Source organism: Aquitalea palustris (assembly GCF_003693445.1).
Lineage (GTDB): Bacteria > Pseudomonadota > Gammaproteobacteria > Burkholderiales > Chromobacteriaceae > Aquitalea > Aquitalea palustris.
This window is the reverse complement of record NZ_RFAR01000029.1, coordinates 1-14,971: the sequence shown is the minus strand read 5'-3', so window position 1 is coordinate 14,971 and position 14,971 is coordinate 1. Positions and strand designations below refer to the sequence as shown.

Below are 14,971 nucleotides of genomic sequence, written 5' to 3'. Positions count from 1 at the left end.
CCCCTCGTCAACACTTTGTGTGAAGAAATCTGCAGATTTCACCAGAAATTAACGCAAGTATTTGATTTTCAATAAAACTGAAAATCATTGATCGACAGAAGAATGGCGCAAGCCATGGAAAACTTGTCACTGACTCATGATAATAGCCGCTTCCTAATACTTGCTTTAACCCTCCACATGTCTGCCCCTACCTGGATTTTCGATCTCGATGACACGCTGCATCAGGCGAGTCTGGGCATTTTTGCCCATATCAGTCGCATGATGAATTTGTATATGGAGCGGCATCTTGCGATGACAGAGGAGGAAGCCCGGCGGTTGCGACTGCAATACTGGCAACGCTATGGTGCAACGCTGCAGGGTTTGGTACGCCACCATGGGGTGGATGCCCGACATTTCCTGCAGGAAACACATTTGCTGGATGAACTGTATCGCTGGCTGGTATGGGAACCGTCACTGGTGGCGACCTTGCGCACTTTGCCGGGCCGCAAGATCGTGCTGTCCAATGGACCACAACACTATATAGAGGGGCTGCTGCATAGGATGAATATCCGCCAGCAGTTTGCTGCCTGTTATGGCATGGAGAAAATGCGCTTCCAGCCGAAGCCGGACCGCCGTGGCTTTCGCTGCATGCTGCAGGCGGAGCGGCTAGATCCGGCGTTCTGCATCATGGTGGAGGACTCACTGCCCAATCTGTATGCCGCAAAATCATTGGGCATGCGTACCGTGTGGATCAGCCGGGAGTGCCGCAAGCCCGCGTTTGTCGATGTGCGGATCAGCAAATTGAGCCAGTTGCTGCGGCAGCGCTGGTAAGCGTCGCCGCAGTTTCGCCTGCCGATTTACCAGCGGCCCTCGAAGAAGAAGCGGCGATAGCGCTCGACCCAGGGTGCGATCTGGTGGCCGTTATCCTCCAGCCACTGCTGGTTGTAGTAGCTGTTGAGATAACGGTTGCCATCATCACAGATCAAGGTGACCACCGAGCCGTGTCGGCCATTACGCACCATATCGCTGACCAGTTCACACACGCCGAACAGGTTGGTGCCGGTGGAGCCACCGCATTTGCGGCCCATCACCTCCTCCAAGAAATGGATGGCAGCATAGCTGGCCACATTGGGCACGCGGACAACCTTGTCGATAACGGTGGGGATGAACGATGGTTCGACACGAGGGCGGCCGATGCCTTCGACGCCGGAGCCACCTTCGCAGCGACAATCGCTGTCGCCACTATAGTAGCTGTCGTAAAACACCGAATTTTCCGGATCGACCACGCAGATCTGCGTTGCCAGCTTCTGATAACGTACATAACGTCCAAAGGTGGCCGATGTGCCGCCGGTGCCCGCCCCGCACACAATCCACTCCGGCACCGGATTCGGTTCCAGTTCCATTTGTTTGAAAATGGTATCGGCGATATTGTTGTTACCACGCCAGTCGGTGGCACGTTCGGCATAGGTGAACTGGTCCATGTAGTGGCCGTTCAGTTCTTGTGCCAGGCGTCGCGATTCTTCGTAGATGGTGGCCGGGTCGTCGACCAGGTGGCAGCGTCCACCGTAGAATTCGATGGAGCGGATTTTCTCGGCCGAGGTGCCGCGCGGCATCACTGCAATAAAGGGCAGGCCCAGCAAACGGGCGAAGTAAGCTTCGGATACTGCCGTACTGCCACTGGATGCTTCAATGATGGTGGTGTTGTAGCGTATCCAGCCATTGCACAAGCCATACAGAAACAGCGAGCGTGCCAGTCGATGTTTGAGGCTGCCGGTGGGATGGGTGGACTCGTCCTTGAAATACAGCTGGATCTGCGGCAGGGCAGGAATCTGCAGCGGTATCAGGTGGGTGTCACTGGAACGGTTGAAATCGGCTTCGATCTTGCGTACTGCGGTGCTGGCCCAGTTGCTCATGCTATATCTCCTGATCTTATAAATAAAGAATACAATATTCTATTATCAGAAAATAAAAAAGCGCCTCAATTTCGAGGCGCTTTGTTGCGGCAAGGCCAGTTGCTTAGAACTTGGTGCCGATACCCAGGCCGACAACCAGCGGGTCGACCTTCAGCGTGCCAACATAAGTGCCGTTAGAGGCCACGCTTACGTCGGTCTTCATCCAGATTTTCTTCACATCCACGTTGATGAAGAAACTCTTGCTGATCGGGAAGTCAGCACCGATTTGCAGGGCCGGGCCGAAGCTATTCTTCTTTACTTGCAGGTCAGCATTAATGCCCAGATTGGCCGCATTCAAACCAGCATTGTAGAAGCGGGTGTAGTTGATACCGGCACCTACGTACGGACGGAATACAGTGCTATCCGGGGTGAAGTGATATTGCAGAGTAAGGGTCGGCGGCAGGGCAGATACCTTGCCCAGGCTCTTGTCACCAGTACCTGCATTGCCAGTAATTTCATGACGGCTGGTACCCAGGATCAGTTCGGTGCCGATGTTGTTGGTGATCATGTAGGTGAAGTCCAATTCCGGTACGGTATCGTCCTTAGCATCTACAGTAAGACCAGAAACTGCACCAGAATTGCTCCAGGAAGCAGACGGATTTACGTTGATCACGCGGAAACGCGCGATGATGTCGCCTTGAGCAGCGAAGGCGCTAGCGGAAATCAGACCGATGGCCGCAGCCAGAGCAAGCTTTTTCATTTGTATTCTCCAAGAGTGTAGGCAAGTTCACGGTCTTGGGCTTCTACCGTAATTGACTTTCTAATAGGTCGGCAGTAGCTTGCGACGTTCAAGCGGAGGTTAACCAAACCTTCCGGTCAAAACTTTGCTTAAGATCATGAAACAGTCATGAAATATGCCGACCTGCGGGACTTTGTTGCTCAATTGGAACAGCAAGGCGAATTGAAAAGAATCGGCCTTCCGGTCTCGCCACATCTGGAGATGACCGAGATTGGCGACCGGGTGCTGAAAGCGGGTGGCCCTGCCCTGCTGTTCGAACAACCTCGGCACGATACGCAGACTTACCACATGCCGGTACTGGCCAATCTGTTTGGCACACCCAAGCGGGTCGCCATGGGCATGGGAGCCAGCGATGTCATGCAATTGCGCGAAATCGGCAAGACCCTGGCCTACCTGAAAGAACCAGAACCGCCCAAAGGGCTGAAGGAAGCCTGGGACAAGCTGCCGCTGCTCAAGCAGGTGTTGTCGATGGCGCCCAAGGTGGTCAGCAAAGCCCCCTGCCAACAGATTGTGTGGGAGGGTGATGAGGTTGATCTGTCGCGCCTGCCCATCCAGCATTGCTGGCCCGGCGATGTGGCCCCCTTGATTACCTGGGGGCTGACAGTTACCCGGGGGCCAAACAAGAAGCGGCAGAATCTGGGCATCTATCGCCAGCAGGTGATCGGCAAAAACCAGGTCATCATGCGCTGGCTGGCCCATCGCGGCGGGGCGCTGGATTACCGCGAATTCCGCCAGCAAAACCCGGACCAGCCCTACCCGGTGGCGGTGGTGCTCGGTTGTGATCCGGCAACCATTCTGGGCGCAGTCACTCCGGTGCCGGATACCTTGTCCGAATACCAGTTTGCCGGCCTGCTGCGCGGCAGCCGTACCGAGCTGGTAAAGTGTATCGGCTCTGATCTGCAAGTGCCGGCGCGGGCCGAGATTGTGCTGGAAGGCCATATCCATCCTGAAGACATGGCACTGGAAGGCCCGTATGGCGACCATACCGGCTATTACAATGAGCAAGACTACTTCCCGGTGTTCACTATCGACCGCATTACCATGCGCGAGAACCCGATCTATCACAGCACCTATACCGGCAAACCGCCGGATGAGCCGGCCGTGCTGGGGGTGGCGCTGAACGAGGTGTTTGTTCCCATCCTGCAAAAGCAGTTTCCGGAGATTGTCGACTTTTACCTGCCGCCGGAAGGCTGCAGTTACCGCATGGCGGTGGTTAGCATCAAGAAGCAATACCCCGGCCACGCCAAGCGCGTGATGATGGGCTGCTGGAGTTTCTTGCGCCAGTTCATGTATACCAAGTTCATCATCGTGGTGGACGATGATGTGGATTGCCGTGACTGGAAGGAAGTGATGTGGGCCATCACCACCCGCATGGATCCGGTGCGCGATACCACGCTGATCGAGCATACCCCCATCGATTATCTCGACTTCGCCAGCCCGGTATCCGGCCTCGGCGGCAAGATGGGGCTGGATGCAACCAACAAGATGCCGGGTGAAACCAATCGCGAGTGGGGGGTGCCCATCGTGATGGATGAAACGGTTAAACAGAAGGTTGACAGCCTGTGGCAGCAACTGGGGCTGTAACGATTGCCGTGGCAGCCGCTATTTTCCTGCCGCCCGGCAATGCCTGTTATCATCGCCACGTCTTTTTGTAAGGAGTCATCATGTCCGATCTGCACAACCCCAACTCCGCCCAGCGCCTGAAGCGTCTGAACCATCGTCAGCGCAAGAAAATGCGTGTTGGCGAATACCGTGAGCTGGGTTTTCACCTGATCGCCACCATCGCCAAGGGTGTTGATACCGATGCGCTGCTGGACGACTGGCTCAACTGCATCGACGATGCCGCCATCAGCTTCGGTGGCCATTTCGATGGTAATGAAAAGCTGGAAGGCGTGGTTTTCCCGGTGGGTGAAGTAGCCATTACCGAAGAAATCCGCAGCAAGCTGGTAGCCTGGCTGCAAGCACGCAGCGAAGTATCGAATGTGGAAGCCGGTGACCTGATCGATCTGTGGCATAGCGCCTGATTGTTCGGTCCCGATAAAAAACCGGCCTTGAGCCGGTTTTTTTATCTCTGCACAAGCCGCCAGCAGCCCGAGTATCAGGACAGCTTGCGGAATACCCGGTAGCCGACATATAGCCAGGTTTCCCGGACCAGGAATTTGACCTTGTTGCTCCAGCTGACATAGCGGCTGGACTCGGTAGGTGCCGGTGCGGCCACCATGTCCAGGTCATGCGCCATCAATACTGCGCGCCGCATGTGCAGTGGATCGCTCACCAGCAAAAAGGAGCGAATGCCAAACGGTGCCGCCAACTTGTGGGCGTTTTCCAGGTTCTGCCAGGTGGTGCGCGATTCGTTTTCAGCCAGCATGGCGGTCATCGGCACCCCCTGGCGCAGGGCAAACTCGCGCCCGACATCGGCCTCGGTCGGATAGCCCGGCTCCGGCGTGCCACCAGTAAACACGATCCAGCGTACCCGGCCTTGCTTGTAGAGGGTCACCGCGTGATTGATACGCTCGCGCAGCACTGGCGAAGGCTTGCTGCCCCAGGCCGCAGCACCCAGTACCAGTGCGGCATCCGCAGGCTGCGTGGCGGGCTCAGCGGCATAACGGACAATGCCCCAGGCCATGTAGCCAAAGCCCAGCAGCACCAGCAGCACGGCCAGCAAGAAACCTTTGAGCATCAGACGCAGATAAAGCATGAACCTTGGGCACAGGGGGAGAGAAACCCTGATTGTAACGCCGTTGGCCTGATGATGGCAGACATTGGCCGCCAGACAGGTGGCCGGCACCGACCAGCCACAGGGAGTAGCTGGCCAAAAAACAGGCGCGAGCGACCTATTTTTCCAATTCCCAGATAGCCGCCTGCAGCGACTCCATACGGCTGCTCAATGCTTGCTGCGCATCATCCAGCGCCTTGTTATAGATCTGCCGGCCTATCCTGGCGGCGACGAAATCCAGCAGGAATTGTGCGTCGAACTGCCCGACCTCAAGATTCAACTGGGTAGCCAGATAATCTTGCAGCTCGGGTGCCAGTTGTTGCAGTTGCTGCTGGCTGAGCATGGATTGGCTGGACATGGCAGGGCTCTCTGAATGCGTAAAGAGCGGCATTGTGCCCTGCCTGGCAGCGACTGCAAAGGCATTCGCACCGCCACGGCGCCACAATCAGCGCGACAGGGCGCGCCCGATATCAACCAGACCATGCAGGCAGGCCTCGCCGGTGCGCTGCTGCAGCCGCTGGCCCAGGGCATACAGCTGGCAGGGATCGTGTTGCGGGGCGGGTAGCTGGCTGCATAGCTGCAATTGCACCTCGCCACTGCCATAAAGCAAGGTGATGGCATCGGAACAGGAGCGGCGCAGCAGGCGGGACAGCTTGTCCGGCAAGGGTGCCGGGCTGCACAGCACGTGGCCGGTATGGAAGGTGGCTGCGCGCAACACTTCTTGCTGGCGGCGCCATTGCGCGCTGCAGCAGCTTAGCCAGCGGGGGCTGTTCTCCAGCCACCAGATCAGGGCTTGTGTCATGTTCCACTCCTTTTTGTGCAATGCACAATACACTTATACATCCAGCCCTTGCTTGGCACAAGCCAGCAAAAAAAATGGCCGGGCAAATACCCGGCCAACACAGGAAAGTCGGTACCGGACAAGTACCGACAGCAGAACACCGTTTAAGACAGCCAGCGCGGCTGGGTCAGTGCCTCCGGCTGCAATGCCTCGTCCAGCTGGGCGCGCTGCATCAGCCCGCGTTCCAGCACGATATCGTAGACACTGCCACCGGTGGCGTGAGCTTCGGCAGCCACCGCGGTAGCTGCGGCATAGCCGATAATGGGATTGAGCGCCGTCACCAGGCCAATGGAATTGAGCACGTCGGCACGCAGCTTAGCCTCGTTGGCGGTAATGCCCTTGACGCAATGTTCGGTAAGCGTGCTGCAGGCATTGGCCAGATGGCGCACGCTGCGGAACATGCTGTAGGCGATGACCGGCTCGAAGGCATTCAGCTGCAGCTGGCCACCTTCGGCGGCCATGGTGATGGTCATGTCGTTGCCGATGACTTCGAAGGCCACCTGGTTGACTACTTCCGGAATCACCGGATTGACCTTGCCCGGCATGATGGACGAACCCGCCTGACGGGCCGGCAGATTGATGTCGCCAATGCCGGCGCGCGGGCCGGAGGACAGCAGGCGCAAGTCATTGCAGGTTTTCGACAGTTTGACTGCCACACGCTTGAGCACACCGGACAGCTGCACGAAGGCACCGCAATCCTGGGTGGCTTCGATCAGGTTTGGTGCGGTCATCAGCTTGAGGCCGGTCAGCTCGGACAGGTGCAGACACACCAGCCGGGCGTAATCAGGATGCGCGGTAATACCGGTACCGATGGCAGTGGCACCCAGATTGATTTCCAGCATCAGCGCACGGGCTTCGCTCAGGCGCTGTTCGTCTTCACCCAGCATCACGGCGTAGGTCTGGAACTCCTGCCCCAGCGTCATCGGCACCGCGTCCTGCAGCTGGGTGCGGCCCATCTTCAGGACATTCTTGAATTCTTCCGCCTTGGCGGCAAAGGCTTCGCGCAACACGAACATGGTGCGTTGCAGACGCAGCACCCCCCAGTAAGTGGCCAGGCGCAGCGCGGTGGGATACACGTCATTGGTGCTCTGACTCATGTTGACGTGTTCGTTGGGATGCAGCTTGTCGTACTCGCCACGGGCATGACCCATCAGTTCCAGCGCGCGGTTGGCGATGACTTCGTTGGCATTCATATTGGTGGAAGTCCCTGCCCCACCCTGAATCACATCCACCACAAACTGCTCGTGCAGCTTGCCATCCACCAGTTCATCGCAGGCATCGACAATGGCCTGGGCACGCCGTGCATCCAGCAAACCCAGATCACGGTTGGCCTGGGCAGCGGCTTTCTTGATCTGCGCTAGGGCGATGATCAGGTCGCCATAGCTGGCAATGGTCTGGCCAGTGATGGGAAAGTTCTCCACTGCGCGCAGGGTGTGGACACCCCAGTAGGCATCCGCCGGAACGGCGCGATCGCCAAGCAGGTCGTGTTCGATACGTGTGGACATGCAGAAGCCTTTGTCGATGGTCTCCGCCAGCGCGGAGTGATGGGGGCAGACTGTAGGCTGCCAGCAAGCGGCTTGGCCAATTCCGATTCGCAATCAGCTCATGCAAATTTTGCATAACCATGGAAAATGACCGGCAAGAGTGCGGGCTGACCAGCCAAATACAGCATGCCCGCCAGCAGGGTGGCGGGCGCTTTGCTCAGACAGGGCTGCAAGCAATATGGCTTGAAATATCGCGGGAGCAGCCCTTGCAGGAACTGGTGACGGCTTCAGCGCGGCTGCTGATAGCTGACATCGCCCGCTTTAAGCAGCTGGTACTGGCCATTCTGATAGCGCAGCAGGGTGATGCTGCTATTGGGAATATCGGTGTTCTTGGCCTGACCCGGTACAAAGATATCGAGAATGCTGAGAATGGCACCGCCATGACTGACCAGCAGCACATTGCCACCACCCGCCGCCACCGCCTTGCTCACGACATCCTGCATGCCGGAACGCAAGCGCGCTTCGATCTGCGGATAGGTTTCGGCCCAGCCACGCGGGTCGTTGTCGTGAATGGCCTGCGCAATGGCCCGGTCATTCATCTTGTGGGTAAAGTCCGTCCAGTTGCCCCAGCCAGGATCGAATACCATGCCCTGCTGGCGGAACAGCGGTGTCCACATCTCGGCATCCGGCCGGCCTTCAAAACTGCCGTAGTTCCATTCACGGAAGCGCTCGTCCTCCTGCAAGGGCAAGCCATTGCGCTCGCCTTGCCCCAGTACGATTTTGGCCGTGGAGCGTGCCCGCCCCAGATCACTGCTGTAAGCCGCAATGAACGGCGTGCTGGCCAGCCCTCTGGCGGCCGCCTCGGCACCCTTGACCCCGGCGGCGGTCAGCGGGGTATCCGACCAGCCCTGCACCTGGCTGGTGGTATTGAATAGCGTCTTGCCGTGGCGTAATAAATAGATATCCACCACCGCTTCGCTGGCAGCACTGGGGGCAGCCTGCGCGACCGACCCCGACAGTACTGCCAGGCAGCACAGTATCCATTGCAAAGCTTTCCTGCATTTCATCTTGGCCTCTCCAGTGTTGAGCAACATCAGGGGTGGCCATGCTAGGAAAATATTCAGTTGCCAGCAGCAGGCAAGCGCCTAAAAACGGATAGGTTTCGTCCTTATCACTACCGATGGCTCAAACCGGATCCGCACTGGCCGCCAGATAATTCCAGAAGGCGTCCAGTTCCGGCCGGCTGCGCTTTTTGTCGCGGTACAGCCTCACTTCCATATCCACGCTCCAACCCTGCTCTGCCGCCAGTACCAGTTGGCGCGAACGCAATTCGCGCTGTATCGAACTGGTGGGCAAAAAGGCCACGCCATGTCCTTCCAGCACCATGTTTTTCAGCCCCTCGGCCATATCGGTTTCATAGCGCAACGACAGAAAAGGGGGCTCCGGGGCCGCTTCCAGGATCAGGTCGGTCATCAGGCGGAAATAGGCATTGCTGGCATAGCCCAGAAAGGGCAGCGGCTGCGCGGCACTGCCGGGCAAAGCATGGCGCGGGCTGCGATCCGGATTGCTGCGCACATAGGGCCGCAGCGACTCTACCCCCAAGCGCAGGCCGCTATAGCGTGGATCGGCCAGGTCTACCGGCTGCTTCGGGTGGTGATAGCACATCAGCAGATCACAGCCGCCCTCGACGAAGGCCAGCAGCGCATCATGCACATTGCTGGCTTGCAGGCGGCAGGACAGCGGACCAAAGCCCTGCTCCACGCTGCTGAGCCACTTGGGGAAAAACGAGAAAGACAGCGTGTGCGGCACCGCCAGGCTAAGGGTGCCGTCTGGCAGTGGTTGCAGGCCGCGCAGCTGGGCACGGGTGCTGTTGATCTGCCCCAGCATCAGCACCGCCTGTTCGCGCAGCAGCTCGCCGGCGGCGGTGAGCCGGGTGGGGTAGGTGGTGCGGTCGATCAGATCGGCACCAAACCAGCTTTCCAGTGACTTGATGCGGCGAGAAAATGCCGGTTGGGTAAGGTGGCGGATTTCGGCCGAGCGGGTAAAGCTGCCGGTATCGGCCAATACCAGAAAATCTTCCAGCCAGCGGGTTTCCAAATGGCCGCCCTCCTTTGTCTGATGGCATTAAATATTATTTAAAATCAGCCAGCTATTCAGAGAATTCGCGACCAATTTCCGCATCATTTGATATTTTACAAGGTCGGGGAGCACATTGCCCCTACAATGCAGCAAACTAAAAACTTGTCTGACAATGAGAATCACACACACCATCTGGCGGCGGATTCTGGGCCTGCTGCCCGGCGAGATCGCCAGTAATGAAACCGGCTGGCTGTTGAGCCCGCACCAGCACATGCCCTTGCTGCAGCAACGCCGTGCGCTGATGCTGGTCAATCGCGTGCGCCTGTTCTCCCTGCTGTTTGCCCTGCTCACCCCGCTGTGGATCGTGGTGGACGTGATGACCCTGCCCTCCGGGCTGTGGCAAATGCTGGCCACCATGCGCGTGCTCGCGACCATGGCCTTTGTCGGCCTGGTATTGTGGTGTCCGCAGGATGGTCAGCTATCAGGTGCCTATCGCGGCATGACCATCCTGTTTGCCATCCCCACGCTGTTTTACATCGGCTCGCACCTGCTGATGACCCAGTACCACCTGGAAGGGGTATCGGCAGCGATCGGCACCGGTTATGCCTTCCTGCCCTTTGTCTTGCTGGCAGCATTTTCCATCTTCCCGCTCACCCTGATCGAAAATCTGGCCTTTGCCACACCGGTATTGCTGGCTTATGCCATCGCCTGGTCGCTGGACTGGTCGGTGGCCAGCTGGCCTTCCTTTGGCGGCGAGTTCTGGCTGCTGTCGCTGCTGGCGAGCGTGTCCTCGCTGGCCAGCATCAGCCAGCTGGCCTTCATCATCGCCCTGGTCGGCCAGACCATCCGCGATCCGCTGACCACCGCCTTCTCGCGCCGCAGCGGCATCGAAATGCTGGAGCTGCAGCTGGTCAATGCCGAGCGCAACCAGATGCCGCTGGCCATCGCCTTTATCGACCTGGACCACTTCAAGAGCATCAATGACCAGTTTGGTCATGCCGCTGGCGACAAGACATTGAAACAGCTGGTACACAAGACACTGGCCTGTGTGCGGCGTGGTGATGTGCTGGTGCGCTGGGGCGGGGAAGAGTTTCTGCTGCTGATGCCCAATACCGACATGATCCAGGCCCGGCTGGCGCTGGACCGGCTGCGCCAGCAGGGGCTGGGCCAGCGGCCGGATGGCACGCCACTGACCGCCAGCATCGGCCTGGCCGAGCGGCTGGCCGACAAATGCAATCACCGGCGCCAGCTGGTGGAAATCGCCGATTCCCGCATGTACCAGGCCAAGCAGCTGGGCCGTGACCGGGTGGTCAGCGACTGACTGCCTGCTGCATCACCACCCAGTCCTGGGTGGCCGGGCTGGCCCGGAATTCATGCACCACCTGCTGCATCAAGGCAAAGGCACTGGCCGCATCCAGTTGCTGGCAGGCCTGTGCCAGTTGCTGCATGAAGTGCGCCAGTTCCGCTGCGGACAGATGGTATTCCTGGGCGCGCAAAATACGCGGATGGTCAGTAGGCAGCACGTTGTCGCCGATCAGCAGTTCTTCGTACAGCTTTTCGCCCGGCCGCAGGCCGGAGAAGCGGATTTCGATATCGCCGCTCGGGTGCTTGTCATCGCGCACTTCCAGCCCGGACAGATGGACCATGCGTCGCGCCAGATCGGCAATCTTCACCGGCTCGCCCATATCCAGCACGAACACATCCCCGCCCTCGCCCATGGCCCCGGCCTGGATCACCAGCTGAGCGGCTTCCGGAATGGTCATGAAGTAGCGGGTGATGTCCGGATGGGTCACGGTCACCGGACCGCCGGCCTTGATCTGCTTCTTGAACAAGGGCACCACCGAGCCGGAACTGCCCAGCACATTGCCAAAGCGCACCATGACAAAGCGGGTTTTGCTACCACGGGCATGACGGCCCTGCAAGGTAAGCTCGGCCAGTCGCTTGGTGGCACCCATCACATTGGTGGGGCGTACCGCCTTGTCGGTGGAAATCAGCACAAAGGTATCCACCGCGCAGTCTTCCGCCGCCTGCGCCGTGGTATCGGTACCGAAGGCATTGTTGAGGATCCCGGCCACCGGATTGTGTTCCACCATCGGCACATGCTTGTACGCCGCTGCGTGATATACCGTTTCCACCTTGAAGGCGCGCATGATCTGGCATAGCCGGGCATGGTCGGTGACCGACCCCAGTACCGGCGTGCGCGGGATGGACGGAGCCAGCTGCGACAGCTCGTGGTCGATGGCGTAGAGGGCAAACTCGGTCAGTTCAAACAACACGATACGCGCCGGATTATTGCGGGCGATCTGCCGCACCAGCTCGGAGCCGATGGAGCCGCCCGCCCCGGTCACCATCACCACCCTGCCCTGGATATTGCGCGCCAGCAGCTCGGGGCTGGGCGGCACCGGGTCGCGGCCCAGCAGATCCTCGATTTCCACTTCCTTCAGCTCTTCCACTCGCGCTTCGCCGGAGACCAGATCGGCCATGCCGGGCAGGCGCTTGATGGGAATGCGCAGATGTTCCAGCGACTCCAGGATTTCACGCTGACGACCACGGCTGACCGAGGGCATGGCCAGCAGGATGCAGCTGGCTGCAGTTTCCTCGATCAACAAGGGCAGGTCGGCCGGCGCATGCACGGTCAGGCCGCGATAGGTACGCCGCCAGCTGTCCGGATTGTCATCGACAAAGGCCATCGGCCGGTATTCCTTGCCCGCCTGCAAGGCCAGCATCAGTTGCACCCCGGCCTGACCGGCACCGTAGATGATGACGTGTTCACGCGGCGCATCCACCGAATCTATCCGCCGCACCAGGCCGCGCAGCACAAAGCGGCTGCCGCCGATATAGGCCATGGCGAACATCCAGAAGATGATGATGGACGAACGCGGAAACGGCGCAATGCGCGCCATGACAATCACCGCCGTCAGCACCAGCACCGCCAGACTCACCCCGGTAAACACGGTGTAGACGATCTTGTCGTCCAGATACTTCAGCACCGCGCGATACAGCCCCAGCTTGACGAAGATGGGGATCACCCATAGTGGCGGCACGATGAAGATCCACAGATACGGATCCAGCTTGGGGTCCCAGTAGCCGCCCAGGCGCAGCACCACGGCACTCCACAGGGCCAGTGGCAGCAGCAGCGCATCCATCAGCGCCAGCAGCGCCATCTTGTTGTGGCGGGAAAAGGTCAGCAGTTTGTCTAGCATGTCGAATCGACTTTCACGGCCATCAGCGCAGCACGATTTTCAGCAAGGTGGCGAAGATGATGCGGATATCTTCCAGCAGGCTGTGGGTTTGCGCATAGCGCACGTAGTAGCCCAGCTTTTCCGGCAGCACCTGTTCGATATAAGCGCGCTCCGGATCGGCGGCACGACCGAGGATTTCGTTTTCGTCGATCATACGGATGGAGGCCCAGTCGGTGATGCCGGGGCGTACCGACAGCACGATGTCGCGCACCTCATCCGGGTAGTGCGCCACATACTTGGGCACTTCCGGGCGCGGGCCCACCAGGCTCATGTCGCCAAACAGCACGTCCAGCAGTTGCGGCAGTTCATCCAGCTTGCTCTTGCGCAGGAAACGGCCGGCACCGGTAACGCGGCTGTCCGCGCCCACGGTGAGCTGGCCCTGCACCTCGGTGTTCACCTGCATGGTACGGAACTTGTGAATGCGGAACAGCATGCCGCCACGCCCTACCCTCACCTGGCGGAAAAACACCGGCCCGGGAGAATCCAGCTTGATCCACAAGGCTACCAGCAACAAAGGTCCGGCCAGCAGCAGCAGGCCGGCACTGGCGGCGATCAGGTCGAATAGCCGCTTGAGCAGCGCCGAACCCGCCCGGCGCTGCACCAACGGCGACAGGGACGGCTGACTCATGCGCCCAGAATCTCACGCACGGCGGCAATCACGCGGGTCTGGTCGGCCTCGCTCATGCGGGTGTACAGCGGCAGGGTCACTTCGGCCTCGAAGGCGGCATCCGCCACCGGGAAGGCACTGCGCTGCAATTGGTAGCCATCACGCCATACCGGCTGGCGGTGCAAGGGGATGAAGTGTACCGAGCAGCCAATGCCTTTCTCGGCCATGCGCACGATGAAGTCGTCACGGCTGATGCCGGCTTCCGGCTTGATACGTACCGGGTATAGATGCCAGGCATGCTGGCCAGCGGCATCGGCCGGGCGTGCCGGCAGAATCAGCGGCAGATCGGCCAGTTCGCGGTCGAAACGGGCGGCCATCAGCTCGCGCTTTTGCTGGAAGCCGGCAATTTTCTTCAGCTGATGAATGCCCATGGCGGCGGCGGTGTCCGGCATATTGTATTTGAAGCCGGGGGCGACCACTTCGTAGAACCAGGCCGGGGTCTTCGACACATAGCGGTCGAAGGCATCGCGGCTGATGCCGTGCAGACGCATGATCTTGCAGCGGGCGATGATGTCCTTGTTCTTGGACACCACCATGCCGCCTTCGCCAGTAGTCATGGTCTTGTTGGCGTAGAAACTGAACACGGTGACATCCGAATCCAGCGTGCCGATCAGCTTGCCCTTGTAACGGGTGGGCAGCGCGTGGGCGGCGTCTTCCACCACCTTCAGGCCGTGTTCGCGGGCGATGGCCAGAATCTCATCCATCTCGCAGGCAAGGCCGGCAAAGTGTACCGGCATGATGGCGCGGGTTTTCGGGGTGATGGCGGCACGGATGGCAGCCGGGCTGATATTGAAGCTGGCCGGGTCCACATCGACACATACCGGATCAGCCCCCAGATAGCGCACCACTTCGGCAGTGGCGGTAAAGGTGTAGCTGGGGACAATCACTTCGTCACCGGGCTGGATGCCGATGGCTTCCAGCGCCAGGTGCAGGCCGGCGGTGGCGGAGTTTACCGCGATGGCTTCCACGCCTTCGCCGATGAAGGCGGCAAAGTCGGCTTCGAATTGCTTGGTCTTGGGGCCGGTGGTCACCCAGCCGGAACGCAGGGCATCCACCACTTCATTGATTTCTTCTTCGCCGATATCCGGCAGGGCAAAGGGCAGGAATTTCTGTTCGCTCATCTTCGTCATCTTCAATAGCGTCATTGTTCATGGCTGGCAGCCGACGGAGGTTGCCAGTCGCGTATTCGGTCTTGTCAGCGGCGCTTGGAGCGGCTGACAAAATAGCGTAGCGGCCCTGGGGCAAGGCGGCGCAACGCAGCAGCAGGTTTTT

General features: G+C 59.4%; 16 protein-coding genes. 4 read left to right on the top strand and 12 right to left on the bottom strand.

Translation table 11 applies throughout. The features are described 5' to 3' along the window. The first annotated feature begins 102 nt into the window (after positions 1–102). Positions 103–810, top strand: a complete 708-nt coding sequence (locus EAY64_RS08510) for a pyrimidine 5'-nucleotidase (RefSeq protein ID WP_226034230.1) — start codon at positions 103–105, stop codon at positions 808–810. A gap of 26 nt (positions 811–836) precedes the next feature. Here the strand turns inward: EAY64_RS08510 and EAY64_RS08505 are convergent, their stop codons facing one another. Together EAY64_RS08505 and EAY64_RS08500 are read right to left on the bottom strand one after the other, a co-directional pair. Then, positions 837–1,892 carry a PLP-dependent cysteine synthase family protein gene (locus EAY64_RS08505; protein ID WP_103524341.1) on the bottom strand — a complete coding sequence of 352 codons (1,056 nt, stop codon included), beginning with the start codon at positions 1,890–1,892 and terminating at the stop codon, positions 837–839. Between the two features lie 103 nt (positions 1,893–1,995). Then, positions 1,996–2,631, bottom strand: coding sequence for an OmpW/AlkL family protein (locus EAY64_RS08500; protein WP_103524340.1), 636 nt, complete (start codon positions 2,629–2,631; stop codon positions 1,996–1,998). Positions 2,632–2,778: 147 nt separating this feature from the next. Here EAY64_RS08500 and ubiD point away from each other — a divergent pair, with 147 nt between their 5' ends. Both ubiD and EAY64_RS08490 read left to right on the top strand, forming a co-directional pair. Further along, positions 2,779–4,254, top strand: coding sequence for a 4-hydroxy-3-polyprenylbenzoate decarboxylase (ubiD, locus tag EAY64_RS08495; protein ID WP_103524339.1), 1,476 nt, complete (start codon positions 2,779–2,781; stop codon positions 4,252–4,254). An 80-nt stretch (positions 4,255–4,334) separates the two neighbouring features. Then, positions 4,335–4,694: a 50S ribosome-binding protein YggL gene (locus tag EAY64_RS08490; protein ID WP_103524338.1), complete on the top strand. Its 360-nt coding sequence runs from the start codon at positions 4,335–4,337 to the stop codon at positions 4,692–4,694. A gap of 74 nt (positions 4,695–4,768) precedes the next feature. Here EAY64_RS08490 and EAY64_RS08485 read toward each other — a convergent pair whose 3' ends face one another. From EAY64_RS08485 to EAY64_RS08460, 6 genes are all read right to left on the bottom strand, one after another. Continuing rightward, the gene (locus EAY64_RS08485; RefSeq protein WP_103524337.1) at positions 4,769–5,368 is read right to left on the bottom strand and encodes a YdcF family protein; all 600 of its coding nucleotides are present in this window, start codon (positions 5,366–5,368) and stop codon (positions 4,769–4,771) included. 136 nt (positions 5,369–5,504) lie between these two features. After that, on the bottom strand, positions 5,505–5,744 hold the full coding sequence (locus tag EAY64_RS08480) for a DUF2164 domain-containing protein (RefSeq protein ID WP_103524343.1): 240 nt from the start codon (positions 5,742–5,744) through the stop codon (positions 5,505–5,507). A gap of 87 nt (positions 5,745–5,831) precedes the next feature. Then, positions 5,832–6,188 (bottom strand): hypothetical protein, encoded by a 357-nt coding sequence (locus EAY64_RS08475; protein WP_103524336.1) that lies wholly within the window; start codon positions 6,186–6,188, stop codon positions 5,832–5,834. 143 nt (positions 6,189–6,331) lie between these two features. After that, a complete protein-coding gene (gene aspA, locus EAY64_RS08470) occupies positions 6,332–7,732 on the bottom strand; it encodes an aspartate ammonia-lyase (RefSeq protein WP_103524335.1) in 1,401 nt (466 codons plus the stop codon). A 266-nt stretch (positions 7,733–7,998) separates the two neighbouring features. Continuing rightward, positions 7,999–8,778 (bottom strand): histidine phosphatase family protein, encoded by a 780-nt coding sequence (locus tag EAY64_RS08465; RefSeq protein ID WP_158604642.1) that lies wholly within the window; start codon positions 8,776–8,778, stop codon positions 7,999–8,001. Between the two features lie 118 nt (positions 8,779–8,896). Next, positions 8,897–9,808, bottom strand: a complete 912-nt coding sequence (locus EAY64_RS08460; RefSeq protein ID WP_103524333.1) for a LysR family transcriptional regulator — start codon at positions 9,806–9,808, stop codon at positions 8,897–8,899. A 154-nt stretch (positions 9,809–9,962) separates the two neighbouring features. On the opposite strand from EAY64_RS08460, the gene EAY64_RS08455 reads away from it, so the two are divergent. Then, positions 9,963–11,111, top strand: coding sequence for a GGDEF domain-containing protein (locus EAY64_RS08455; protein WP_103524332.1), 1,149 nt, complete (start codon positions 9,963–9,965; stop codon positions 11,109–11,111). On the opposite strand, the gene EAY64_RS08450 is transcribed toward EAY64_RS08455, so the two are convergent. The 4 genes from EAY64_RS08450 to EAY64_RS20585 form a co-directional block, all read right to left on the bottom strand. After that, entirely contained in the window at positions 11,101–12,993 is a 1,893-nt protein-coding gene (locus EAY64_RS08450) for a polysaccharide biosynthesis protein (protein WP_103524331.1), read from the bottom strand. The genes EAY64_RS08455 and EAY64_RS08450 overlap by 11 nt on opposite strands. Before the next feature lie 22 nt (positions 12,994–13,015). Next, a complete protein-coding gene (locus EAY64_RS08445; protein WP_103524330.1) occupies positions 13,016–13,660 on the bottom strand; it encodes a sugar transferase in 645 nt (214 codons plus the stop codon). After that, complete coding sequence (locus tag EAY64_RS08440; RefSeq protein WP_103524329.1) at positions 13,657–14,820, bottom strand: DegT/DnrJ/EryC1/StrS family aminotransferase; 1,164 nt, start codon at positions 14,818–14,820, stop codon at positions 13,657–13,659. Before EAY64_RS08440 ends, EAY64_RS08445 begins: the two co-directional genes overlap by 4 nt. Beyond that, on the bottom strand, positions 14,759–14,971 hold a 213-nt coding region (locus tag EAY64_RS20585), incomplete at its 5' end, for a hypothetical protein (protein WP_233566477.1). The genes EAY64_RS08440 and EAY64_RS20585, both read right to left, overlap by 62 nt.

Bases quoted from the DNA above. Each gene is read 5' to 3' on its own strand.
- EAY64_RS08440 (WP_103524329.1), bottom strand. From the start codon at position 14,820: ATGAGCGAACAGAAATTCCTGCCCTTTGCCCTGCCGGATATCGGCGAA.
- ubiD (WP_103524339.1), top strand. From the start codon at position 2,779: ATGAAATATGCCGACCTGCGGGACTTTGTTGCTCAATTGGAACAGCAA.
- EAY64_RS08480 (WP_103524343.1), bottom strand. From the start codon at position 5,744: ATGTCCAGCCAATCCATGCTCAGCCAGCAGCAACTGCAACAACTGGCA.
- EAY64_RS08510 (WP_226034230.1), top strand. From the start codon at position 103: ATGGCGCAAGCCATGGAAAACTTGTCACTGACTCATGATAATAGCCGC.
- EAY64_RS08490 (WP_103524338.1), top strand. From the start codon at position 4,335: ATGTCCGATCTGCACAACCCCAACTCCGCCCAGCGCCTGAAGCGTCTG.
- EAY64_RS08450 (WP_103524331.1), bottom strand. From the start codon at position 12,993: ATGCTAGACAAACTGCTGACCTTTTCCCGCCACAACAAGATGGCGCTG.
- aspA (WP_103524335.1), bottom strand. From the start codon at position 7,732: ATGTCCACACGTATCGAACACGACCTGCTTGGCGATCGCGCCGTTCCG.
- EAY64_RS08455 (WP_103524332.1), top strand. From the start codon at position 9,963: ATGAGAATCACACACACCATCTGGCGGCGGATTCTGGGCCTGCTGCCC.
- EAY64_RS08475 (WP_103524336.1), bottom strand. From the start codon at position 6,188: ATGACACAAGCCCTGATCTGGTGGCTGGAGAACAGCCCCCGCTGGCTA.
- EAY64_RS08465 (WP_158604642.1), bottom strand. From the start codon at position 8,778: ATGAAATGCAGGAAAGCTTTGCAATGGATACTGTGCTGCCTGGCAGTA.
- EAY64_RS08485 (WP_103524337.1), bottom strand. From the start codon at position 5,368: ATGCTTTATCTGCGTCTGATGCTCAAAGGTTTCTTGCTGGCCGTGCTG.
- EAY64_RS08445 (WP_103524330.1), bottom strand. From the start codon at position 13,660: ATGAGTCAGCCGTCCCTGTCGCCGTTGGTGCAGCGCCGGGCGGGTTCG.
- EAY64_RS08500 (WP_103524340.1), bottom strand. From the start codon at position 2,631: ATGAAAAAGCTTGCTCTGGCTGCGGCCATCGGTCTGATTTCCGCTAGC.
- EAY64_RS08505 (WP_103524341.1), bottom strand. From the start codon at position 1,892: ATGAGCAACTGGGCCAGCACCGCAGTACGCAAGATCGAAGCCGATTTC.